Below are 22,021 nucleotides of genomic sequence, written 5' to 3'. Positions count from 1 at the left end.
TACAACAAGCGGGAAAAAGAGGGTTAACGTACTGAATGAAAAATTGGATTTCGTGCTAACTAATTGTTTTAACGCATGAAATGTTAAAAAGCGGCAAGAAGCGCAATTGTTGATTTTATATAATGGTGCCCGGGACCGGAATCGAACCGGTACGGAGTTTCCTCCGAGGGATTTTAAGTCCCTTGCGTCTACCAATTTCGCCACCCGGGCTTAGAAAGGATGGACTTCTTCATGCCCCTGAGTCGGGAAGGTAACGCTTGGGTTCCTTCCCGTTGATCAGTTCTACACCACCCGGGGACTGAGGGGATGGCTGGATGTGTTTCAGTTACCCCGCTTCGCCTGCGGCTACGCCGGGTTTTCACTTTACGTCTTAGACCGATGACTTTGAGGAGTCGGCAGGCCTGGTGGTTGTTGCGAGGGTTTGGGCTTCGATGCAGAGTAAAGTGAAAATGGAGGCTGGGGTCGGAATCGAACCGGCGTTAACGGAGTTGCAGTCCGCTGCATGACCACTCTGCCACCCAGCCGTGGAATCGTTATTGGTTAATCTTGTTTTCTATTCTGTGCTTTGTGTGAGCTCGTTGATTTCTTGTTGGTTGTTCGTGCTTGTTGATTTCTTCCCGCTTATTGAAGCGCGATTACAACCCATCGTTCAGCCCCGGCCAATGTTTCTGACCTGGCTACCATTCATGAGAAAGGATCCTGCTGGCTGAGATGGGTGGTGGAATTGGAGCGGGAAACGAGATTCGAACTCGCGACCCCGACCTTGGCAAGGTCGTGCTCTACCAACTGAGCTATTCCCGCTTTATCAAGGGCGCCTATTCTACTGCGTAAGCCTTTGAAGTCAAGATACTTTGCAGTCATAAGTTGCAGTTTGTGACGGGGTCAGCCCGCACCCTCGTTTTTATCCGACTCAGAACCGAGATGTGGCCAGGCGCCGCGAAAATAAATCGCCATGGAATAAAGACTTAGGGCGGCGGCCAGGTAAATAAGGACATAACCGGCCTGCCAGTACAGCACCGGTCCCGCCGGGTCACTGGCCAGCAGAATAATGATGGCGATCATCTGCACCGTGGTTTTTACCTTGCCGGCAAATGCCACCGCCACAGCATCACGCTGCCCCCGGCTGGCCATCCATTCCCGCAGGGCGGACACCAGGATCTCGCGGCCGACAATGATACTGACCGGCAGTATGAACCAGGCGGTGGCATAGTTGGCAACCAGCAGTACCAGGGTCAGCACGACCAGCAGCTTGTCCGCCACCGGGTCCAGGAAGGCCCCAAAGGCCGAGGTCTGATTCAGCTTACGGGCCAGGTAACCGTCCAGCCAGTCGCTGATGCTGGCCGCGGTGAATACCCCGGCGGCCCAGAGGTAGTGTCCCGGGAACTGAGCGAGGTACAGCACCACCACTACCGGAACCAGGGCGACTCGAATCAGCGTGACTGTGTTGGCCAGATTGAACATGGAATGAGATTATGCCTAGTCATTATGCAGGTGGCTATAGATGGTTGTTGCCAGTTTTCTGCTGATGCCGTGTACCTTGGCCAGGTCCCCCTCACTGGCGCGCTGAATACCCTGCTGTCCGCCGAAATGTTTGAGCAGATCGCGGCGCCGTTTCGGGCCCAGACCGGGGATCTCCTCCAGACTGGACTGGCGCCGGGCTTTTTCCCGGCGGGCCCGGTGGCCGGTTATGGCGAACCGATGCGCCTCATCCCGCACCTGCTGCAGCAGGTGCAGTGCGGCCGAGTCGGTGACCAGCGCCACCTCTTTCAGGTAGCCCTGGCTGTCGGCGAGGTAAAGGGTTTCCTGCCCTGCCCGGCGGCTTATGCCTTTGGCAATGCCTAACAGGGTAATGCCGGGAAGCTGAAATTTCTCCAGTGCTTCCAGGGCCATCTTCAGCTGCCCCTTGCCGCCGTCGATCAGCAGGATGTCGGGTACTTTGCCCATGCCCCCCGCCTCCCCCTTGGCCAGGCGGGCGAAACGCCGGTCCAGGGCCTGCAGCATGGCCCCGTAGTCGTCGCCCGGGGTCACGTCGCTGATGTTGAAGCGCCGGTAGTCCGCCTTGACCGGGCCATTGACGTCGAAGACCACACAGGAGGCGACAGTTTTCTCGCCGCCGGTGTGGCTGATATCGAAGCACTCGATCCGCTCAGGCACTTCCGACAGTTTCAGGGCGTCCTGCAGCAACTGGAAGCGCTGCTGCAGATTCTGCTTGTTGCTGACATAACTGCTCAATGCCGCGGCAGCATTGGTGGTGGCAAGCTCCAGCCAGCGTGCCCGGTGCCCACGCACCTGGTGAATCACTTTCACCTTCCGTGAGGCGCAATAGCCCAGCGCGTCCGCCAGCTGCTGACGGTCTTCCGGTGGGTGGCTGACGATCAGCTCCGCCGGAATGTTCAGGGCTCGCCCGGACTGAGGGTCGCGCAGGTAGTATTGCCCGATAAACTCAGAAATGAGCTGAGCTTCGTTTTCTACTAATTTGATTTTAGGATAAAAATTTTTGCTGCCGATGATTCGACCACCGCGCGCATAAATCACGTGGACACAGCAATAAGGCGACTGAATGGACGCTGCCAGAATATCGGCATCGGCTCCCTGGTTGGCCACATGCTGCTGCTCCTGGATCCGTCGCAGGTCTATGATCTGGTCCCGCAGGCGCGCCGCTCTTTCAAAATCCAGCGCCTCGGCAGCCTTTTCCATACTTTCTGACAGCTCCCGCGTCAGTGCATTGCTCTTGCCCTCCAGGAACATCTTCGAGTAATGCACATCCCGGGCGTAATCTTCAGGGCTGATCAGCCCGACACAGGGGCCTGTGCAACGCTCGATCTGGTATTGCAGACACGGTCGGGAGCGGTTTTTGAAATAGCTGTCCTCACACTGTCGCACCCGGAAAACTTTCTGCAGAATCTGCAGGGTATCCCGGGTGGCGTGGGCGCTTGGGTAGGGCCCGTACAGTGAGCCCTTGCGCTTGCGGCTGCCCCGGTAGAAGGCCAGCCGTGGGTACTGCTCGTAATCGGTCAGCAGGATGTAGGGGTAGGATTTGTCATCCCGCAACTGGATGTTGTAGGCCGGGCGGTGGGTTTTGATGAGACTCTGCTCCAGCAGCAGTGCCTCGGTCTCGCTGGCGGTGATAGTGACCTCGATGTCCGCCACCTTGTCGACCATGGCCATGGTTTTGGTCGTCAGGCCGCTGGCCCGGAAATAACTGCCGACCCGATTCTTCAGGTTGCGGGCCTTTCCCACGTACAGCACTTTGCCATCCCCATCCAGCATCCTGTATACCCCGGGTCGCGACGTCAGGGTGCGCAGGAAAGCCTTGGGGTCGAAGGTGTGTGCTGGCGGCGTTTCGGGCATGGGGCTGAATCAGTCAAACATCTGCTGGATTGAACCCGTGGCGTCAGGCACGGGGTCTGTCAAAGTCCTGGTCTGAGAATTATACGTCAGAAACAAAAAGGCTCCCGGTCGTGAACAACCGGGAGCCCTGCTCGGTACTCGACATTCAGCCCAGCTGGCGTTGCTGGCCGTACTCGATATAGTCCTCTGAGGTTTCACACACGCCGTTCTTCATGGCGAGGATGGTCAATTCCACGTCGCTCTTGATCCCCAGTTTATCGAAGATGCGGTAGCGATAGGTATACACGGTTTTGGGGCTGATGTTCAGCAGTTCGGCAATCGCACTCACCTTACTGCCGTCCGACAGCGCCATGGCAATCTGCAGCTCCCGCTTGGACAGCCGGTCGAACAGGATCTTCCGGCGTATCCCGCCACGACTCTTCTTGGCAAAAGGATCGGTACCGAGCTTGGTGGCTACCGAAGGAGTCACGTAGTGCTGACCCGCGTGTACCTTGCGGATAGCGTGCAGTAGTTCGTCGACACCGCCACTCTTGGTAATAAAGGCCCGGGCGCCTGCCGCCAGCATACGGGAGGGAATGACCCCCACGTCAATGGAGGACATACCGACCACACGCGCCAGTGGATTCAGATCGATGATCCGCTGAGTCGCCTCAATACCACCGATCCCGGGCATTTTAACGTCCATCAGGATCACATCGGGCAGCATGGTAGCGAGCATTTCCAGTGCCTGTTCGCCGCTCTCGGCGCAGCCGGCCACTTCCATGTCGGGCTCATCGCCAAGCAGGCGGGCTATGCCCTGGGTCAGCAGTTTGTGGTCATCGACCAGCAGCACTCTGATACGCGCAGGTTCCTGCATTTCGTCACTAGATTCAGTTGTTTGCATGGTTTTTCCCGAGGGTTTTAATCGTTGTTATAAACACGACATCCCTGCCTTGCCGACACCGTTCCGTTCCCTGCACTGCTCCCGGCGTTCCGGACCACGACCCGGGATTAGTCGATACTCCGACGATCTCAGACAGTAGCACGCCACAGGGCAACAGACAATTTCAATGGCACTTCCTTACTATCGGTAATTTCCCCTGATGCCTTAAGGAGCTGCTGATTAATTACCGCAATGCTCTGGCCTTCAGAGACTTCTGCTTCTGATTCATCAGATGATACGTACTTCAGGTTCCAGGGAAATACCATACTCCTCGGCCACGGACCGCTGCATATCCCTGGCGAGCGCCAGTAACTCGGCGCCAGTGGCACCCCCGTAGTTGACCAGCACCACCGCCTGATTGCGGTGTACCCCGGCCGCGCCGCGCCGCTGCCCCTTCCAGCCTGCCCGATCCAGCAACCAGGCCGCGGGAACTTTCACGTAGCCTGGCTGCTCCGGTAGCGGGAAAACCGGTACCTCACCGAACCGGCCTTCCAGCGCCTGACAGGTTGCCTCGTCGACTACCGGGTTTTTAAAGAAACTGCCGCAGTTAGGTAACAGCGCCGGATCCGGCAGCTTGCTCTGGCGGATCGCCATCACGGCCTGGGCGACCAGCAGCGGATCAGGCTCGGTGCCGGCCTGCCGGCGTTGCAGTTCTTCCTGCAAGGCCTGATAGCCAGTCTCCGGGGCGGCTGTGCGGCTCAACTGCAGTGTGACGGACGTTATGATCAGTTCCCCGGGTCGGCAGTGTTTGAAAACGCTGTCCCGGTAGCCGAACTGACAGGCCTCCCTGTCGAAGGTCCAGAGTTCGCCGGAATTGACTTCAAGGGCAGTCAGATTGACCAGAAAGCGGGACAGCTCAACCCCGTAGGCACCGATGTTCTGGATCGGAGCTGCGCCGGTCGTACCAGGAATTAATACCATATTTTCAAGGCCATAGAAGCCATTTATAAGGCAATGCATGACCAGCTGATGCCAGTTTTCACCGGCTCCTGCCCGCACCTGCACCTGATCTCCGTCCTCCTCGATCAGCTCGATGCCGGGGATCCCCATCCTTATGACCAGGCCCGGGTAGTCGTCACTGAACAGAACGTTGCTGCCGCCGCCGAGCACCAGTACCGGCAGACTCTCGGCGCTGGCATAGTCCAGCGCCCGCCGCAGGCTGCTGCTGTCGAATACCTCGCAGAAGGCGTAAGCCCGGCAGGACACGGCAAACGTGTTGTAGGGGGTGAGATCAAAATCCGTGAGAATCTGCATGTTTCGCGGTAGTCCCAGGTCGCGGTCAGGAGGCTCCGTCTGGTGCGCCAGACTGGCCGGGTCAGACGCTCAGGTGGCGATTGACCAGTGCATCCAGAAGCCGCTCCGACGCCTCCTCGACCATATCCAGCACCAGCTCGAACCCGTCGCCGCCGCTGTAATAAGGATCCGGCACGGCGCGCTCGTTACGGTCGGAATATTCCAATAACAGCTCGATGTGGCAATCCGTGTTATGGGGCCGTTTTGCTTCCAGCGCGGCCAGGTTGTCGTGGTCCATGGCCAGCAGGTAATCAAACTGATAGAAATCAGCATCTTCCACCTGCCGCGCCTTCAGGTGCTCCAGCGTGTACCCTCGCCCCGCGGCTGCCGCCGCGGCTCTACGATCCGGCGACGAACCGATATGCCAGCTCCCGGTACCCGCCGAATCAACCAGAATCCTGTCCTGCAGGGCTCGCTTCTCTAACCGCCGTTGAAAAACACCGTGGGCAGTCGGCGAGCGGCAGATATTGCCGAGGCACACCATCAACACCCGTACTTTGCCATCCTGACTGTTCAGGGGGAACTGACCCTCGCTCATGATATGGCCGGACCGATCTCGGCCAGCAGTTTACGCACAATCTGCAGATCCCGTTCGGTGTCGATGCCTCCGGGCACCTTCTGGCAGGCAGGCGCCATGTGTATCTTTACACCGTTATAGAGCGCCCGCAGTTGTTCCAGCTTTTCCTGCACTTCCAGCTGTCCTGGCGGCCAGGCAACAAAATGCTTGAGGGTCTGAACCCGGTAACCGTAGATGCCGATGTGGCGCAGGCAGTTCTTCGCCAGCACGCTGCTACCGTAAGGAATGGTGGCGCGGCTGAAATACAGGGCGAAACCCTCGCTGTCCACCACCACTTTTACCGCATGGGGATCATTGATTTCCCCCTGGTCCGACACCGTTTCGTAGAGTGAGGCGATGCCTGCCTGGGGATTGTGAACCAGGTTTGCTGCTACCTGGTTGATCGCCGCGGGTGGAATCAGGGGCTCGTCGCCCTGCACATTGACCATGATTTCATCGTCGTCCAGCCCCAGCCTGACAGCCACTTCATGAATGCGATCGGTTCCGGACCGGTGCTCGCTCCCGGTCATCAGCACCTGGCCGCCGAAGGCCTCGACTGCCGCCTGTATTCGCTCATCATCGGTGGCCACATAAACCCCGTGGGCATCACTTGCCAGCGCCCGCTCGTAAACATGTTGCACCATCGGTTTGCCATTAAGATCCATCAGCGGCTTGCCGGGTAGACGGGTGGCACCGAACCGGGCCGGAATAACAACGGTAAATTTCACTGGTATTTCTCGTATTCTTGTTCGCTCAGAGGCCGGGCTTCATCGCTCAGCATCACCGGTATATCGTCGCGAATGGGATAGGCAAGCCGGTCGGGTCGGCAGATCAATTCTGCTGCCTCACGGTCGTAAATCAGTTCGCCCTTGCAGATCGGGCAAACCAGAACTCCCAGTAATTTGTGATCAAGACTCATAGGGACAATCCAGCTACTCGCTTGGTTTTGGTTAAAGTTTCTCTACCGCTGCGGGAGACTGCTGCTTCTCGCTGACCAGCCGCTGAATATCGTTCACCAGTTGCGTGAGCACCTGCCCGGGCAGTTTCATCTCCACGGCCAGGTACCAGTAATTGGGGCCGGCGAATTCCTCGCATTTTACCGCATCCTTCTGTGTCATTACGACCGGGTGACGCTCATCAATTGCCAGCGCCTCGAAATCCTCGGCACTGAATGGGTGGTGATCCGGGAAATCGTGACGTCGCACCTCGTACGGCAGGGTTGATAACAGCTTGAAAAAACGATTGGGGTTGCCGATTCCGGTTACCGCATGAACCCTGGTGCCGATGTTGAATGGCGCGGCCTTGAACGGCTTCTTTGCCCCGGTATGCAGGTTGATCAGGCTGGTGGCTTCCAGATGTATCGGGTGCGCGCGGGCCAGTTGTGGCGGCACCTTGTCTCGATTGGGTTCACCGTTGATAAAGAGATACGGAACTGAATCAAGCCGGCTGACCGGCTCCCGCAAGGGCCCCGCAGGCAGACACAGCCCATTGCCAAACAGCCGCTCGCCGTCAACCACCACGACCTCCAGGTCTCTTGGCAACGCATAATGCTGCAGACCATCATCACTGAGCACTACATCGCATTGATAGTCGGTGCAGATTTTTTCCAGCGCCCGCACCCGATCAGGGTCGACGACCATCGGGCAATCCAGCACCCGGGCAATAAGCAGCGCCTCGTCTCCCACCTCATCAACACTGGAATCGCTTTTTACCAAAAAGGGGTAATCTGGCGCCTTCCCCAGGTATCCGCGACTGATCACGCCGGGCTTCAGGCCCGCCTTTTTCAGTGCCTGCCCGAGAGTGATTATGAACGGGGTTTTACCGGTGCCACCCACAGAAATATTGCCTACCACGATAACCGGTACCGGTGTTGGATTGGTCCGTGCCGCCGCGCTGTGGTAAAGGCGCCTGATTGCTGCCAGCGACCGGAACACGACAGAGAACGGCCACAACAGCATCAACCAGCCTGCCTTTTGATACCATGCCTGTTCCAACGCGCGCATCATTACTTCCTTTCTGCCGTATCCGAAAACTGCATGCGATGCAGCTTCGCGTATTGCCGGCCCAGTGCAAGCAGCTCGCTATGGGTCCCGCACTCAATAATACGGCCTTCATCCATCACCAGAATCTGGTCGGCATTTTCTATAGTTGACAGACGATGAGCAATAACAATGGTGGTGCGTCCCTTTATCAGGGTCTTGAGTGCTTTCTGAATCTCTTGCTCGGATTCGGAATCGAGCGCCGAGGTGGCCTCATCCAGAATCAGCAGTGGTGCATCCTTCAGCAGCGCCCGGGCGATGGCGATACGCTGTCGCTGGCCGCCGGACAATTGACCGGCCTCATCGCCCACTTCGGTATCGATGCCCTCCGGCAGCTTGGCGATGAATTCCATGGCGTGGGCGTTCTTCGCCGCTTCGAGTACCTTCTGCCGCTCCATGCTGTCCAGCGTGCCGTAGGCGATGTTTTCGGCAACCGTGGCATTGAACAGCACCACCTGCTGGGTTACCAGGGAGATCTGCCGGCGCAGATCGCCAAGGGCATAAGCGGATATCGGCACGTCATCCAGCAGAATCTGCCCCTCATCACAATCATAGAAACGGGGTATCAGACTGACCAGTGTAGACTTGCCGCTGCCCGACTTTCCGACCAGGGCGATCACCTGGCCCGGCTCCACCTTGAACGAGATGTCGTGCAGCGCCACCATGTCGCGGCCATAGGAAAACTTGACGTTACGAAATTCCAGAGCGCCCTGAGCCCGCTCCACACGGTAGTCACCACGGTCCTTTTCACTCTCCTCGTCCAGCAGGCCGAAAATACTTTCAGCCGCGGCCAAGCCCCGCTGTACGACAGAATTCACCTGGGAAAGCTGCCGGATAGGTTTAGCCAGCAAGCCGGCCATGGTCAGAAAAGCGACGAAATCGCCCGCCGACTTGTCGGCAAAGAATTCCGGCGACATGGCCAGCCAGATCAGCACCGCCATGGCAATGGCCACAAACAATTGAATCAGGGGTGTGCTGATAGACTGGGTCAGTGTCATCTGCATGTTCTGCTTGCGATTGCGCTCGCTCGCCCGACTGAATTTATCGGTAACAAAATTCTTGGCGCCGAAGGTGCGTACCACCCGATGGCCCCGGACTGTCTCATTGGTAATCTGGGTCACATTGCCCATGGAGTCCTGCATCTTGGTGCTGTATTTGCGAAAGCGCTTTGCGGCCGCGGACACGGTCAGGCCGACAACCGGAGCCACCACCAGAAATGTCATGCTCAGCTTCCAATCGGTAACCAGCAGGGCCACCATCAGGCCGACGACCGTGAGCCCTTCCCGCAGCACCACTGTCAGCGCGTTACTGGCGGCACCAGTGATCTGAGTCACGTCGTAAGTCACTTTGGAAACCAGGCGACCCGAGGTGCTCTTGTCGAAGTAACTGACCGGCAGGTTCATCAGGTGCTGGATCATTTCACAGCGCACCCGGTGCACCACGTGATTGGACACATGAGCGATGCCGTAGCTGCCCATAATGCCGCCTACACCGCGCACCAGCACAATCACGACACACAGCACCGGGCTGAGGATTCTGAGTTGCTCGTAGTTCTGGGATTCAATGGCGTCCACGGTCCACCCCAGCCATTGGGCGGTGGCGACAGAGGTCGCAGCGAAGATCAGGTAGCCCACTATACTCAGCTCGAAGGCCAACAGATGTGGCTTCACGTAGCGCAGCAAGCGCCGGTAAAGTATCCAGCTGTCTTTGAATCGAACTTGTCGGTCCAGCTTTGTTTTGGCTCTTTTACTCACCGACTGGGTGCCTGTTATTGCGTTTCAGTGCTGTCTTCCGAATCGTTGGGCCGCTGGGTGGCGATACTCAACCGGGTAAACCCCAGCTGACCTATCCCGTCCATGGCGGTAACCACAGATTGATGGGTTGCTTCCGCATCGGCGATTAATAGGATGGGGACCGATCTGTCGCTCTGTGTAGCCTGTTCCAGTCCCTGCATCAGCGTCGCTATTTCTGAATTGACCAATGGTCGCCCGTTGATGGTGTAGGTGCCATTGCGACTGACTGTAATCTCAACCTGATCGGGCAGCGCTTCTGACGGCGTCGCGTCCGCTTCGGGCAGATTAACCATCAGCCGGGTTTCCCGGGTAAAGGTTGTGGTCACCATAAAGAAAATCAACAACAGAAACACCACATCGATCAGTGGCGTTATGTTGATGGGTAACTCTTCGCGGATTTTACGCTTGAACTTCACGAATAGCTCTCTTTTACCTCAACGGTACGATCCGTGTGCAAGGCATCCACCAGCTTGATGGATTCCTGCTCCAGGCTGAGGACAAGGCTGTCCACCTTGCGGATGAAATAGCGGTGAAACATGTAGGTGGGAATTGCCACCGACAGGCCTGCCGCGGTGGAAATCAGGGCTTCGGAAATACCACCCGCCAGAGCACTCGCGTTGCCGGTACCCTGCAACATGATCTCACTGAACACGCGAATCATGCCGACTACGGTTCCCAGCAGCCCCAGCAGTGGTGTAATGGCCGCGATGGTACCAAGGGTGTTCAGGTAGCGCTCCATGTCGTGCACCACTTGCGCCGCTGTCTGCTCGATGCTCTCGATCATGGCGGCCCGGCCGTACTTGGAGTTGACCAGCCCGGTGGCGAGGATCTGTCCCAGTGGCGAGGACACCCGCAACTCGCGCAGCCTGGCGGAGTCCAATTGATTGTTTTTGATCCAGGTCCAGACCTGGGCCAGTACATACTTGGGGGTTATGCGGGCCGCACTGAGGGTCCAGAACCGTTCGATCACTATCGCTATGGCCAGCACCGAACAAAGAATGATGGGCACCATGAGCCACCCACCTGCCCGAATTAACTCAATCACACTGTTTCTCCTGCTGTTACGCGCGATACTTTACCATATTCCCATCGCCGCCCGGATTCCTTGCGGGAATTCACACTGCGGATTTCTGCTGAAAGAATGCCAGGAATTAGTATCGGCCTCATTTCGGGATATCTGACCAGTGCCAGTAACGCTGACGCTGATCCCGGTACCGCAGCACTTCAAGCGCCTGGCCCGGACTTGCATAATACAGGCTGATCATACCCTGCTCTGCCGTCAGCAACTGCGCAATGCCAAGGGTGTCGATCCGGTCACGCACTTTCGCCGTGGGGTGACCGAACTGATTGCCATAACCCGCCGAGTGGACAACCAGGTCCGGGCGGGTGGCCGCCAGAAATGTCCAGCTGGACGAGGTGTTACTGCCATGGTGGGCAGAGACCAGAACGGTAACTTCGTCCAGCCCGGCGTCACCGGCCAGCAACTGGCGCTCCACAGCCGCGTCCACATCACCCGGCAGCAGGATGCGCAGGTCATCCACCTGGATCTCCAATACACAGGAGCTGTTGTTTCCGTGCCGGGCACCGCCAGGCTCCGGATGCAGAATCCGGAACTGAACCCGCTCCCAGCGCCACTGCTGTCCTTTTACACAGGGACTTGTGCGGCCGGGCAATTCAGTCAGCGTCTCGCCGACCAGCACATCACCCACAGGTAACGTCGCCAGCAATCCCCGCGCGCCCCCGGCATGATCGTTGTCGCCATGGCTGATTATGAGCCGATCCACCGTATCGATGCCGAAGCTACGCAGTACCGGCACAACCAGCGCGACGCCGCTGTCGAAACCGCTGGGATAAAGTGGACCGCTGTCATAGACCAGGCTGTTCCCGGGGGTGCGAACAATAACCGCCAGTCCCTGCCCGACATCCAGCACGTGCACAGCCAGCTGTGGCTGTGCCGGGCCCGGTCGCCCCGGCCAGAGAAACGGCAGCAACAGGAAGCCTGCCAGCACCCGGGCGCCGCGGCGCCAGGGCAGCAGCCACAGGGCAGCTCCGCCGGCCGCGCTCAGCGTGCCCAGAACCCCCAGGCGATTGACCGGCCAGGAGGTACCGAATGGCACCAGCGCCACCAGCCCTTGCAACCAGGCCAGCAGCAGGGTCGCCACCAGGTCAGCCAACTGAAAGACTGCCTGGGCAGCGGGAGGCCAGATGACTGCCAGCAGGCTGCCCAGCATACACAGGGGCACCAGCGCCCAGCTCACCACCGGAATCGCCAGCAGGTTTGCCACCGGCGCCAGCAGGGAGATACCGCCAGTCCAGAGTCCCAGCGGCACCAGCAGTCCCGGCAGCACCACCAGCTGGGGTAACACCAGGGTCTGCCAGGCCCGGCGGGTTCTGCTGTGGCGGGCAATCGGCACGCCGGTAAAGACCAGGAGCAGGACTGCCACGGCCACAAAGGATAACCAGAACCCTGCCCCCGTGACCGCCAGCGGATCAAGCAACAGGACCAGCAGAGCCGCGAGCAGCAGTGAGAACGCCGGTGAACTCTGCACACTCAGCAGCCGTGCCAGCATAAATACACAAACCATAATCAGGGCCCGCTGGGTGGGCAGCGCAAAGCCGGCCAGCAGGCTGTAAACCAGAGCCCCGACCATGGCGGCCAGGGCCGCGGCCTGTTGTGCCGGCAGCCAGTACAGAAGCGTCTCGCTGCAGCGCCAGAGGCGCCCCGCCAGGAAGGCGCAGAAGCCCGCCACCAGGGCCACGTGCAGGCCGGAAATGACCACCAGATGATTGGTGCCGGTCTGGCTGAACAGCTCCCACTGGGCGTCCGGCAGGCCGGCGCGGTCTCCCAGCGACAAAGCCAGAAACAAGCCTTGAAACTGCAGCTGCGCTGTGACCGCCAACAGTCTGTCCCGCAGTGCCGCACGCCACCGGGTCAAGGTGATCCGATCAGTTCCCAGGTAACGGTTTTCAGGATCGTCCCGGATGTAACCCCTGGCACTGATGCCCTGCTGGAACAGCCAGGCCTCATAGTCAAACGTCGCCGGATTGGCAAAACCGTGGGGGCGTTGCAGGCGGACTTTCAACTGCCAGACCTGCCCGGCCTGATAAACCTCGCTGCCGTAGGAGTTCAACAGAATCCTGCCGCGCCCGAAATCGGTTGGGCCGCTTTCCAGCCTGAACTGAAACCCCTGACCACCGGGCCGTGCCTCCGGCAGGCTGGCGATATAGCCGCTGACCAGGATGTCCTGTCCTTCCAGACTGGCAGGCAGTGTGCGGCCCAACTGCTGTTGGGCGACGCCTGTATGCCACCCCATTCCCAGCATCAGCAGACCGGCGCAGCGCAGCAGCAGTGCCAGAGCGGGTGGCAGGGACGTGCCCCAGCGCAGGCTGACGCCGCTGGCCAGAATGAGCAACAGCCCCGCTGCCACCAGTGGTTGCCAGGCGGGCAGGCGTGGCCAGAACGCTACTGTGATTATGCCCAGCACGAAAGCCGACATCCCCGTCCGCATCGGGAGCGCCCCTGCCTGATAACGATATCCACAGCCTAGTCCCGGCTTCAGCCCTGCGCCACAATCTGCGGAATTCTGATGGCAGCGCGCTGCTGCGCCGCCCGGTTAGGGATCGGGCAACTCTGTGATTGCTTTTCGGATTTCACCCTGAACGCAACATCCACGGACTATTGCGCGACGCGATGAGGCAGCTTTCGCAACGGGACAGAGGTGACTTCAAGCCTGATCCGAGAGTCGGAACCCGTTACCCGAGTCACTTTCCTTAGCGCTCTGGCTTACTCGGTTCGCAGGGCCTCAGCAGGCTGCACCGCCGCAGCCCGTCTGGCCGGATAGAGGGCAGCTGCCATGGACAGCAGCAAGACTCCCACTGAGATGCCGACCAGGTCCGACACCTTGATTTCCGAAGGCAGGAAATCGATCGGATAAACCTCGGCATTGAGCAACTGAAAGCCCAGCCAGGATTCCAGCAGTTCGGCGAAATCCCCTACTCCCAACGCCAGCAGGACTCCCAGGACCAGGCCGATGCCGACGCCGATCACACCGACCATGAAACCCTGCAGCATGAAGATGCGCCCGATGGTGGCCGGGCTCGCTCCCATGGTTCTGAGAATGGCAATATCGGAGCGCTTGTCCCGCACCACCATGATCAGACTGACCACCAGATTGAATGCCGCCACCGCCACCAGCAGCCACAGCATCAGCCCTACAATGGTCCGCGAGAAAAGAATGTTTTCATAATTACTGCCGAACAGCTGGGTCCACGTTGTCAGCTGCACACCGTCCGGCATTTGCGGCTGCAATTCGAGACGCACCTGGTCGGCCGTCAGCACATCCTGCAACCTGACCCTTAACCCGGTGTACGGATTTCTTAACTTGAACAGGACCCGGGCAGCATCGATGTTGATGACGGCAAGTTCGCTGTCCAGCTCCAGGGTTCCCACCCGGTAGATCCCCACTACGGTGAAGGCCCGGTAAGAAGGCAGCGGTGTCAGTGGATTGATATTGACCGCCAGAGAAAACAGATCCAGCTTGTCGCCGACCCCCACCCCCAGGTTGGTCGCCAGTGTCTGGCCGACGACCACACCCCAGCGCTCGCTGCTCAGGCCGTTCAGGGAACCGCTGACCATAAACTGGTCCAGTAACGAGATGCTCTGCTCACGTTGTGCATCTATGCCATTAACCAGTACGCCTTTGCTGAAGCGATCCGTGGAAACAATGCCGGTCCGCTCGATCAGCGGGGCCACAGCCTCCACGTCAGACCGCCTCAGAACCATATGTTCCATTTCCTGCCAGCGCTGCAGGTCGAAGTTTTCCTGAGTCGAAAGAGTGATATGCGGCAGTATGCCAAGAATATTCTCTCTGACCTCTCGATCAAAACCATTCATTACAGAAAGAACGGTGATCAGAATGGTGACGCCGAGTGCCAGCCCGAAAATGGAAATCGCCGACATGAAAGACACCAGCTGGCTGCGCTTGCCGACGCTGATATAACGGGTAGCGATAAAACGCGCCAGCCAGAATGAATCGCCTTTACTCATGCTCGCGCAACTCGCCGTCACGCAGCAGGAGCCTGCGATCCATGGCCGCAGCCAGTTCCTCGTCGTGGGTAACCACAATAAAACTGGTGGCCAGCGTCCTGTTGAGCTCCTGCATCAACGCCTGAATTTCACGGGCGGTGTGACGATCCAGGTTGCCGGTCGGTTCATCGAGCAGCACACAGCGAGGGTCGGTGACCAAAGCCCGGGCAATGGCAACCCGCTGCCTCTCACCCCCGGACAGCTCACTGGGTTTATGCTCCAACCGGTCGGCGAGACCTACCCTGGCCAGCATGTCCCGGGACAGCCGCTGGGCCTCACGGCTGTCCATTTTAGCGATCAACAGCGGCATGGCCACATTTTCGAGGGCGGTAAATTCGCCCAACAGGTGGTGAAACTGGTACACGAAACCCAGGTAGCGGTTTCTTAATCGACCCCGCTCTGTTTCGTTAAGAGCGGCGGCATTTTTACCCGCTACGATCACCTCACCCGAAGTGGGTGTGTCCAGCCCGCCCAGCAGGTTCAACAGCGTCGTTTTACCCGAACCCGAGCTACCCACAATGGCCAGCCGTTCACCGGGGTAGACAGTCAGATTGACGTCGGACAGTACCTGCACCTGACCAGGGCCTTCCGAGTAGATTTTTTTGAGGTGCCGGCATTGCAGGACTGGCGTGCCCTTATGACGCTGCTTAAGATCGTCATCTACCACGTTATTCATACCTCAGCACCTCCGCTGGCTGGACCCTGGCAGCCCGATAGGCCGGATACAGTGTCGCCAGAAAACTGATCACCAGCGCGGCACAGGCGATGACCGCCACATCGGACCAGATCAGTTCGGTTCGCAAATAGGAAATCATGTACAGCCGTTCCGGTGCCAGCACGCTGTTGATCAGGTTCTCAAAGGCGGCGCTGATGGAGGCAAGGTTGAGGGTGATCAAGACCCCCAACAGGGTACCAAGCCCCACTCCCAGCAGCCCGGCCAGACTCCCCTGCACAATAAAGATACCCATGATCGACCACTTGCCGGCACCCATGGTGCGCAGAATAGCGATATCGGAACTCTTGTCGGCGACAACCATTACCAGTGTCGAGACGATGTTCACCGCACCGATCAGCACGATCATCAGCAGCATGAAACCGGTGAGCATTTTTTCCATGCGCAGGGCATCGAAGAGACTGCTTTGACTCTCATTCCATGGCACAATCCGCAAGTTTTCCGCCTCCAGCGCGTCGGACGCGGCCCGCTCGGCGATTAATGCGGCATCGAACACATCGGTGACCCGTAACCGCAACTGTACCGGCTGATTCGAGAACAACTCCCGCGCCTGATCCAGGCGGATCAGGGCCACGCTGTCATTACCATAGAAGCCAAAATCGGCGGCGCCAAGAACCTCAAACCCCTTGGCCTCGTCCAGGGATCGGCCCAGCAGGCTGCGTAACGGGGTAACGCTGAGAGTCTGGCTGGTGAATATCCCGAGCTCCCTGGCCAGCCTGGTGCCCAGCACCAGGCCATTCCCGGCCCCTTCCAGCGCCACCATCAAGTCGCTCAACTGCGACCCCGGGTTGTCCATGACAGCCAGCTCGGCCCGCGGATCGACACCACGCAGGCTTACAAAGCGATCGCGGCCCTGATGACGAATCCAGGCCTCACCGGCCAGAAACGGAGCCGCCGCAACCACGTCCGGGTCGGCAGTGATCCCGGCCGCCAGGCTTTGCCAGTCAGTGGCGCTTTCGTCGAAGCCGACGATCACATGGGGCACCGATTTCAGCGTCTCAGTTCGCATCACGGCGGTGGAGCCGTTGATTACTGACAGCACCACGATCATGGCCAGCACGCCAAGGGTGATCCCCAGCATGGAAATAACCGATACAAAGGAAACGAGCATGTTGCGTTTCCTGGTTCGGGTGTAGCGCAGCCCTACGAACAGGGGTACCGGCTTGAACATGGCAGTGGTACCGAGGCGGGATTGAAAGATCTGATTACCAGACCACCGAATCTTAACTAGTAACCGTGACGTTGCAAGAGCCGCTGTACGGTTTTAAAGCTCACAGGCACCATGGGGGTACTTACTTCCTTCGAGATGGCCCGCAGCGACTTGCCCTCCTGCTTCAGCAACAGAATACGCTTGAGCACCCGCTGCTCCATGGGATTTTCGATCAGGCGACCGTTCTCGTGAATCATGTAGCCGAAAGGCCTGCTGCCTCCAAGGTAGCGCCCTTTTGAACGCTGGCGCTGCTTGACCCGTTTGATGCGCTCGGCTGAGCGACGTTTCTCGAGAGAGGAAAACATCCGGCCCACCCGCTCGAAATTCACCGTGAATGCGGAATCGGTCACGTCGCCGCCGAGGGGCGCAATGTGCAGCGCAACCTCCCGCTCCTTGAACAGGGCAATGGTAGTCACCGCATCATGGCAGGAGCTGAAAATACGTTCCAGGCTGCTGGTCACGACCACGTCCCCCGGCTGCAATAATTCCAGCAGGCGGCCGCCGGATTCACGCTCGAAGAACTCTTCATTCCAGGCGGCATCCAGATCGTGGATGATCTCAGTCACAAACCACTGCTGACGCAGACAGTAAGTGCGGATCTTCAGCATTTCACGGTCGATCAATGATTCAAGTGAGGTGGAGTCTTCGCTCTTTTCGAGCTCGGTAAACCGGCAGTACGAGTAGATGGTCATCAAGTATACAACTTCATTATTGGCCACCGCTCGACAGAGACAAGGCAACCTCTTGTTTTAATGGAATTATTTTATAGGCGTGCTGGCCTAATTTGTGCGCCCGGGGCCGTGTGCCCTTGTGAAGACGTTGCCACGGCAGGGAGGGATTGTAAACGCATACAAATTTAAGAATCAAGGAGACATCCGGAATCAGTCCGGTAGCCTTCATGGCTTCATGAAAGCCTCGCATCCCCTTGTTTTATTTGTAATTTCACGCTCAAACCTATTGAGTTGAAGGGGCTGAGCTGCTATTCTTACGAGGTTCTGGACGCTCGGCCGTGAATTGATCCGGCAGGCAGTGTCACCTTCCACAGATCTGATTCAAGTCTCAGAGACGACGATCGATATCCGTTAGGATGGGGGTACTGAAGTCCAGAACCGGAGCGGCTCCAACCACCGGCCCAACCTGTTTACCAGGCCGGCGGCGGGTTACTTACGCGTAATCCGCCAGACCATGGATTGAGCCACTGGCTGTATCACGATCGATTCAAGACAGGCCGGTGCCTGACAGATCGACCTGCCAGTTTTAACAGACAACCTGTTACCTGCCCACACGCGCTGGTAACACCCGAGCTTATCACGGTCCTCGAATTGAGCGTCCGGATGCTCAAACAGATCAGGAACAAAACGAAGAACGAAGTAGCTTTTGAATTTTAAGTAAGTTTCAAACGTTAAATACAAATGTAAATTTAAATTGTCACCTGCACAGCCGGTGACTGGTTACTATAACCAGACAGTTAACAGGATTTAATGAGTCGCCTGCCCGACACACAACAGACGCCCTACAGCGATCGTTTCGGAGCACGGCGAGGATCTACCAGGAAGAACCAGTAAACTAATTTTAGCAATGTTCACCAGAAAGGCCTGTTTACCTGCCTGCAGCAAACTTCGAATCCGAGCCACTGTTTTCATTCCAGGCTCCAGATCGAAGTCGGAAATCCAACCGGACTTCCTACTGACAAGGCAGAACAGGACAGGCCGGCAAATGCATGACAAGGATAACAACAGAGCTACTCAGCGCTTATTCACTACCGAACGGTTCAGGACACGCAGTACGTTCAACGTTCAGACCGGATTCTGCTGAAACTCCAACAGCCTCCTCACTGCCTTTGTTATTGATCAGGTCCGGTCGGTCATTGACCACCAGGCTGCGGGCTGCATCGTAACCCGCCGGCTACCGGTTGAACACAAATGGTTTGCTTTTCCTGCCCGGGCACCTGCCCGACGGCAATCTGCCGGTCCAGCCATTCCTTCCCGTTACCAATGTCTGCCCTAAACGGAACGCATTGCTCATGAAAAGAATGTTGATAAACGCGACTCAGGAAGAGGAACTTCGAGTCGCCCTGGTTGATGGCCAGCGCCTTTACGACCTGGACATCGAAAATCGTACCCGGGTTCAGAAAAAAGCCAATATCTACAAAGGCAAAATCACCCGGGTCGAACCCAGCCTTGAAGCTGCCTTCGTCGACTTCGGCGCTGAGCGGCACGGCTTTCTGCCTCTGAAAGAAATAGCCGAGGAGTATTATGCCAAGCCCGCGGTCATCAAAGGTGAGCGCACACCGGCCAGGGAACTGATCCCGGAAGGCACCCAGGTAATCGTCCAGGTGGAAAAAGAAGAGCGCGGCAACAAAGGTGCCGCCCTGACCACCTACATCAGCCTGGCAGGCCGTTACCTGGTGCTGATGCCCAACAACCCCAAGGCCGGGGGGATTTCGCGCCGTATCGAGGGTGACGAACGTTCAGAGATCCGTGAAGCCTTGCGGGGTCTCAACATTCCCGATGGCATGGGCCTGATAGTACGGACTGCCGGCGTAGGCAAAGAACAGCAGGAACTGCAGTGGGACCTGGACTACCTGTTGGCGCTGTGGAAATCGATCCAGGAAGCGACCCAGGATCGGGCCGCTCCGTTCCTGGTGTACGCGGAAAGCAACGTTATCATCCGTACCATCCGGGACTACCTGCGCCGGGAAATTGGCGAGGTGCTGCTGGATACCAAGGAAGCCTATGATCAGGCGATCACCTTTATCCGTCAGGTCATGCCCCAGTACGAGAACCGCATCAAGTTCTACAACGAAAGCCTGCCGCTGTTCAATCACTACCAGATCGAATCGCAGATCGAGAGTGCCTTCGAACGGGAAGTAAAACTGCCTTCCGGTGGCTCCATTGTTATCGATCCAACCGAGGCGCTGATATCCATCGATATCAACTCGTCCCGCGCCACCCGCGGTGCCGACATTGAAGAAACCGCCCTCAACACCAACCTGGAAGCCGCCGATGAAATTGCCCGGCAATTACGCCTGCGGGATATGGGCGGCCTGGTGGTGATTGATTTCATCGACATGAGTTCCAATCGCAATCAGCGGGAAGTTGAAAACCGCATGCGCGAAGCCCTGGAAGCCGATCGGGCCCGGGTGCAGATTGGCAGAATTTCCCGCTTCGGCCTGCTGGAGATGTCCCGGCAGCGTTTACGCCCTTCCCTTGGCGAAACCAGCACCATCGTGTGCCCCCGTTGTAACGGCCAGGGCACTATCAGGGATGTTGAATCCCTGGCGCTGTCTATCATGCGCATTCTGCAGGAAGAGGCCAACAAGCAGAAAAGCCTGGAAGTTAAGGCTATCGTGCCGCTGGTGGTCAGCTCCTACCTGCTGAACGAAAAGCGGATCGCGCTGGCTGCAATAGAAACCCAGAGCAAGACCCGCATCGTCATCGAGCCCAATCCGGAACTGGAGACCCCCCACTACGAGATCACCGGTCTGAATCGCAAGTCCGAGGTCTACGAGGTCGATTCAGTATCAGAAGCCGATACGCCTGTGGTGTCCTCTAAAGTCGATAAGGTCGAGCAACCGGCAGTCCAGGCCCCCACCCTTCCGAACGCGCCGATACGCAAGGAACCACCACCCAAGAAAGGTTTTCTGGCCAGCCTGTTCGGAATCTTCAAGAGCTCGGAAGCAGCGGACGAAGAAACCAGGAAATCCACTCCGGCTAAATCGGAACCAAAAACTGCTCGCTCTTCATCGCGCCAGGGAGAGCGTTCTCGCTCCCGCGACGACAGCAAAAACAAGAGCGATCAGCGAGGCGAGCAGAGACGGCCACGGAAGCGCAAGCCAGGTGAGGCCCGGGATGAGTCTCGCGGCACTCGTGAGCGGGATGGACAGCCTCGCGGCAAGCGGGATCAGGAACCGCAAAAAGACCGTCAGCGTAAGCCTGACAGCCCCCGCACCGATGAACCACGCAGCAGAGGGGCAGATAAACAGCAACCTTCAGGCGACGATACCGAGCGCAAAGGTCCAAGGCGCCGCCCTTCAGGCAAGCGGCCCCGTAATACCGCACCGCGCCAGCGCGGCCCCAGGCCCGAGCAGTCCGACGGCGAGACGCAGGAAGACCAGGTCGCCACTGTCGATGCGTCGCAAAACACGCCTGTCACCGGCGAAGCCGACAGCAGCAATGTGGTAGAAATGGATAACCGGGGACGTGGCAGCCATTCACGCACCCGCGAAAACGACACGGTAAAGCCATCGGCCGGCCAGCCCGACAGCAACGCCCAACAGGAATCAGTAAAGGCGAGCGGCACCGGCGCAGAGAACGAGGCAGCCTCCGTGACAAAGGACATTTCTGCCCGTTCCGAGTCGGCCCCAGCCGACAAACCAACTGACCAGCCACAGCGCAGATCAGCTGCGGAACAGCCATCGCCGGCTGAAACCGCTACGCCGGAAAACCCCGCCCCTTCGGGAGCAGACAGTGGCGACAAGACGGTTCTTCTGGCGCCGACTCCGGGTTCGAGGCATCAGGAAGCGGCCAATGAAGCAGGTAATGAAGCGACCACGCCCGCCAGCGATCGGCCAAAGGCCGCCAGGCCGCCCCGTCGCAAACGTAACGGGGGTGAGAAGCGGGTCAGTAATGAGAGGTTTAACGCCGCGGTCGAAGAAGGCCTGACGAGTGGCTCGGCGCCTAAAGCGGACGCTGAACAACGACAGGCTCCAGCTCCGGCCCCGGCCCCGACTCCGGCTTCAGCTCCAGCCCCTGCGCAACCAGCCGAATCCGCAAAACCACAGGCTGAAGCACCTGCAGCACCACAAAAGCCAGCAACACCGGCAACTCCCAAGGTGGAGAGCAGCACCCCGGCGAACCCGCCTGCCAACGTCGGACGGGCACCGAACGATCCCCGGGAAATTCGCAAACGGCAGTTGCAGGAACAGTCCAGGTCCGATCAGGACTGAACACCCTGACAGACTGATAAAAAAATGCCGTAACCTTCGCATCTACTGCGACTGGTTACGGCCTTTCTTGTGGACTGACGCGGCGTGCCA

The 22,021-nt window shown here is 58.3% G+C and carries 17 protein-coding genes and 3 tRNA genes; 1 reads left to right on the top strand and 19 read right to left on the bottom strand.

The features are described from left to right. Window positions 1–123 precede the first annotated feature (123 nt). The 19 genes from R3F50_16510 to R3F50_16420 form a co-directional block, all read right to left on the bottom strand. Window positions 124–210 (bottom strand) — tRNA-Leu (locus tag R3F50_16510). 240 nt (window positions 211–450) lie between these two features. Continuing rightward, window positions 451–524 (bottom strand) — tRNA-Cys (locus R3F50_16505). A 201-nt stretch (window positions 525–725) separates the two neighbouring features. After that, window positions 726–801: transfer RNA gene (locus R3F50_16500), tRNA-Gly, on the bottom strand. 81 nt (window positions 802–882) lie between these two features. Further along, window positions 883–1,461 (bottom strand): CDP-diacylglycerol--glycerol-3-phosphate 3-phosphatidyltransferase, encoded by a 579-nt coding sequence (pgsA, locus tag R3F50_16495; GenBank protein ID MEZ5491896.1) that lies wholly within the window; start codon window positions 1,459–1,461, stop codon window positions 883–885. 15 nt (window positions 1,462–1,476) lie between these two features. Beyond that, window positions 1,477–3,351, bottom strand: coding sequence for an excinuclease ABC subunit UvrC (gene uvrC / locus R3F50_16490; protein MEZ5491895.1), 1,875 nt, complete (start codon window positions 3,349–3,351; stop codon window positions 1,477–1,479). 145 nt (window positions 3,352–3,496) lie between these two features. Further along, a complete protein-coding gene (locus R3F50_16485) occupies window positions 3,497–4,234 on the bottom strand; it encodes a response regulator (protein MEZ5491894.1) in 738 nt (245 codons plus the stop codon). Between the two features lie 267 nt (window positions 4,235–4,501). Continuing rightward, the gene (murB, locus tag R3F50_16480) at window positions 4,502–5,527 is read right to left on the bottom strand and encodes a UDP-N-acetylmuramate dehydrogenase (protein MEZ5491893.1); all 1,026 of its coding nucleotides are present in this window, start codon (window positions 5,525–5,527) and stop codon (window positions 4,502–4,504) included. A 61-nt stretch (window positions 5,528–5,588) separates the two neighbouring features. Beyond that, the gene (locus R3F50_16475; protein MEZ5491892.1) at window positions 5,589–6,104 is read right to left on the bottom strand and encodes a low molecular weight protein-tyrosine-phosphatase; all 516 of its coding nucleotides are present in this window, start codon (window positions 6,102–6,104) and stop codon (window positions 5,589–5,591) included. Then, window positions 6,101–6,850: a 3-deoxy-manno-octulosonate cytidylyltransferase gene (gene kdsB, locus R3F50_16470; GenBank protein MEZ5491891.1), complete on the bottom strand. Its 750-nt coding sequence runs from the start codon at window positions 6,848–6,850 to the stop codon at window positions 6,101–6,103. Before kdsB ends, R3F50_16475 begins: the two co-directional genes overlap by 4 nt. Further along, window positions 6,847–7,041, bottom strand: a complete 195-nt coding sequence (locus R3F50_16465) for a Trm112 family protein (protein ID MEZ5491890.1) — start codon at window positions 7,039–7,041, stop codon at window positions 6,847–6,849. Before R3F50_16465 ends, kdsB begins: the two co-directional genes overlap by 4 nt. Window positions 7,042–7,072: 31 nt before the next feature. Further along, a complete protein-coding gene (lpxK, locus tag R3F50_16460) occupies window positions 7,073–8,128 on the bottom strand; it encodes a tetraacyldisaccharide 4'-kinase (GenBank protein ID MEZ5491889.1) in 1,056 nt (351 codons plus the stop codon). Then, window positions 8,128–9,915, bottom strand: coding sequence for a lipid A export permease/ATP-binding protein MsbA (msbA, locus tag R3F50_16455; protein MEZ5491888.1), 1,788 nt, complete (start codon window positions 9,913–9,915; stop codon window positions 8,128–8,130). The genes lpxK and msbA overlap by 1 nt, the downstream gene beginning before the upstream one ends. A gap of 14 nt (window positions 9,916–9,929) precedes the next feature. Then, window positions 9,930–10,370 (bottom strand): biopolymer transporter ExbD, encoded by a 441-nt coding sequence (locus R3F50_16450; protein ID MEZ5491887.1) that lies wholly within the window; start codon window positions 10,368–10,370, stop codon window positions 9,930–9,932. Beyond that, complete coding sequence (locus tag R3F50_16445; GenBank protein MEZ5491886.1) at window positions 10,367–10,999, bottom strand: MotA/TolQ/ExbB proton channel family protein; 633 nt, start codon at window positions 10,997–10,999, stop codon at window positions 10,367–10,369. The genes R3F50_16450 and R3F50_16445 overlap by 4 nt, the downstream gene beginning before the upstream one ends. Window positions 11,000–11,117: 118 nt before the next feature. Further along, window positions 11,118–13,463, bottom strand: coding sequence for a DNA internalization-related competence protein ComEC/Rec2 (locus tag R3F50_16440; GenBank protein MEZ5491885.1), 2,346 nt, complete (start codon window positions 13,461–13,463; stop codon window positions 11,118–11,120). Window positions 13,464–13,738: 275 nt separating this feature from the next. Continuing rightward, window positions 13,739–15,001 carry a lipoprotein-releasing ABC transporter permease subunit gene (locus R3F50_16435; protein MEZ5491884.1) on the bottom strand — a complete coding sequence of 421 codons (1,263 nt, stop codon included), beginning with the start codon at window positions 14,999–15,001 and terminating at the stop codon, window positions 13,739–13,741. Then, complete coding sequence (lolD, locus tag R3F50_16430) at window positions 14,994–15,716, bottom strand: lipoprotein-releasing ABC transporter ATP-binding protein LolD (protein MEZ5491883.1); 723 nt, start codon at window positions 15,714–15,716, stop codon at window positions 14,994–14,996. The genes R3F50_16435 and lolD overlap by 8 nt, the downstream gene beginning before the upstream one ends. Next, entirely contained in the window at window positions 15,709–16,944 is a 1,236-nt protein-coding gene (locus R3F50_16425; GenBank protein ID MEZ5491882.1) for an FtsX-like permease family protein, read from the bottom strand. Before R3F50_16425 ends, lolD begins: the two co-directional genes overlap by 8 nt. 56 nt (window positions 16,945–17,000) lie before the next feature. Continuing rightward, a complete protein-coding gene (locus R3F50_16420; GenBank protein ID MEZ5491881.1) occupies window positions 17,001–17,675 on the bottom strand; it encodes a recombinase family protein in 675 nt (224 codons plus the stop codon). Between the two features lie 1,331 nt (window positions 17,676–19,006). Between R3F50_16420 and R3F50_16415 the strand changes: the two genes are divergently transcribed. Then, window positions 19,007–21,931, top strand: coding sequence for an Rne/Rng family ribonuclease (locus R3F50_16415; protein MEZ5491880.1), 2,925 nt, complete (start codon window positions 19,007–19,009; stop codon window positions 21,929–21,931). Window positions 21,932–22,021 lie beyond the last annotated feature (90 nt).

It is taken from the genome of Gammaproteobacteria bacterium, from assembly GCA_041395725.1.
Lineage (GTDB): Bacteria > Pseudomonadota > Gammaproteobacteria > Pseudomonadales > Pseudohongiellaceae > NORP240.
Note: the sequence above shows the minus strand (reverse complement) of the source record. Positions and strands in the feature narration are given on the sequence as shown.

Bases quoted from the DNA above. Each gene is read 5' to 3' on its own strand.
- R3F50_16485 (MEZ5491894.1), bottom strand. From the start codon at position 4,234: ATGCAAACAACTGAATCTAGTGACGAAATGCAGGAACCTGCGCGTATC.
- R3F50_16440 (MEZ5491885.1), bottom strand. From the start codon at position 13,463: ATGCGGACGGGGATGTCGGCTTTCGTGCTGGGCATAATCACAGTAGCG.
- R3F50_16420 (MEZ5491881.1), bottom strand. From the start codon at position 17,675: ATGACCATCTACTCGTACTGCCGGTTTACCGAGCTCGAAAAGAGCGAA.
- uvrC (MEZ5491895.1), bottom strand. From the start codon at position 3,351: ATGCCCGAAACGCCGCCAGCACACACCTTCGACCCCAAGGCTTTCCTG.
- pgsA (MEZ5491896.1), bottom strand. From the start codon at position 1,461: ATGTTCAATCTGGCCAACACAGTCACGCTGATTCGAGTCGCCCTGGTT.
- R3F50_16425 (MEZ5491882.1), bottom strand. From the start codon at position 16,944: ATGTTCAAGCCGGTACCCCTGTTCGTAGGGCTGCGCTACACCCGAACC.
- lpxK (MEZ5491889.1), bottom strand. From the start codon at position 8,128: ATGATGCGCGCGTTGGAACAGGCATGGTATCAAAAGGCAGGCTGGTTG.
- R3F50_16435 (MEZ5491884.1), bottom strand. From the start codon at position 15,001: ATGAGTAAAGGCGATTCATTCTGGCTGGCGCGTTTTATCGCTACCCGT.
- R3F50_16465 (MEZ5491890.1), bottom strand. From the start codon at position 7,041: ATGAGTCTTGATCACAAATTACTGGGAGTTCTGGTTTGCCCGATCTGC.
- R3F50_16475 (MEZ5491892.1), bottom strand. From the start codon at position 6,104: ATGAGCGAGGGTCAGTTCCCCCTGAACAGTCAGGATGGCAAAGTACGG.
- lolD (MEZ5491883.1), bottom strand. From the start codon at position 15,716: ATGAATAACGTGGTAGATGACGATCTTAAGCAGCGTCATAAGGGCACG.
- murB (MEZ5491893.1), bottom strand. From the start codon at position 5,527: ATGCAGATTCTCACGGATTTTGATCTCACCCCCTACAACACGTTTGCC.
- R3F50_16415 (MEZ5491880.1), top strand. From the start codon at position 19,007: ATGAAAAGAATGTTGATAAACGCGACTCAGGAAGAGGAACTTCGAGTC.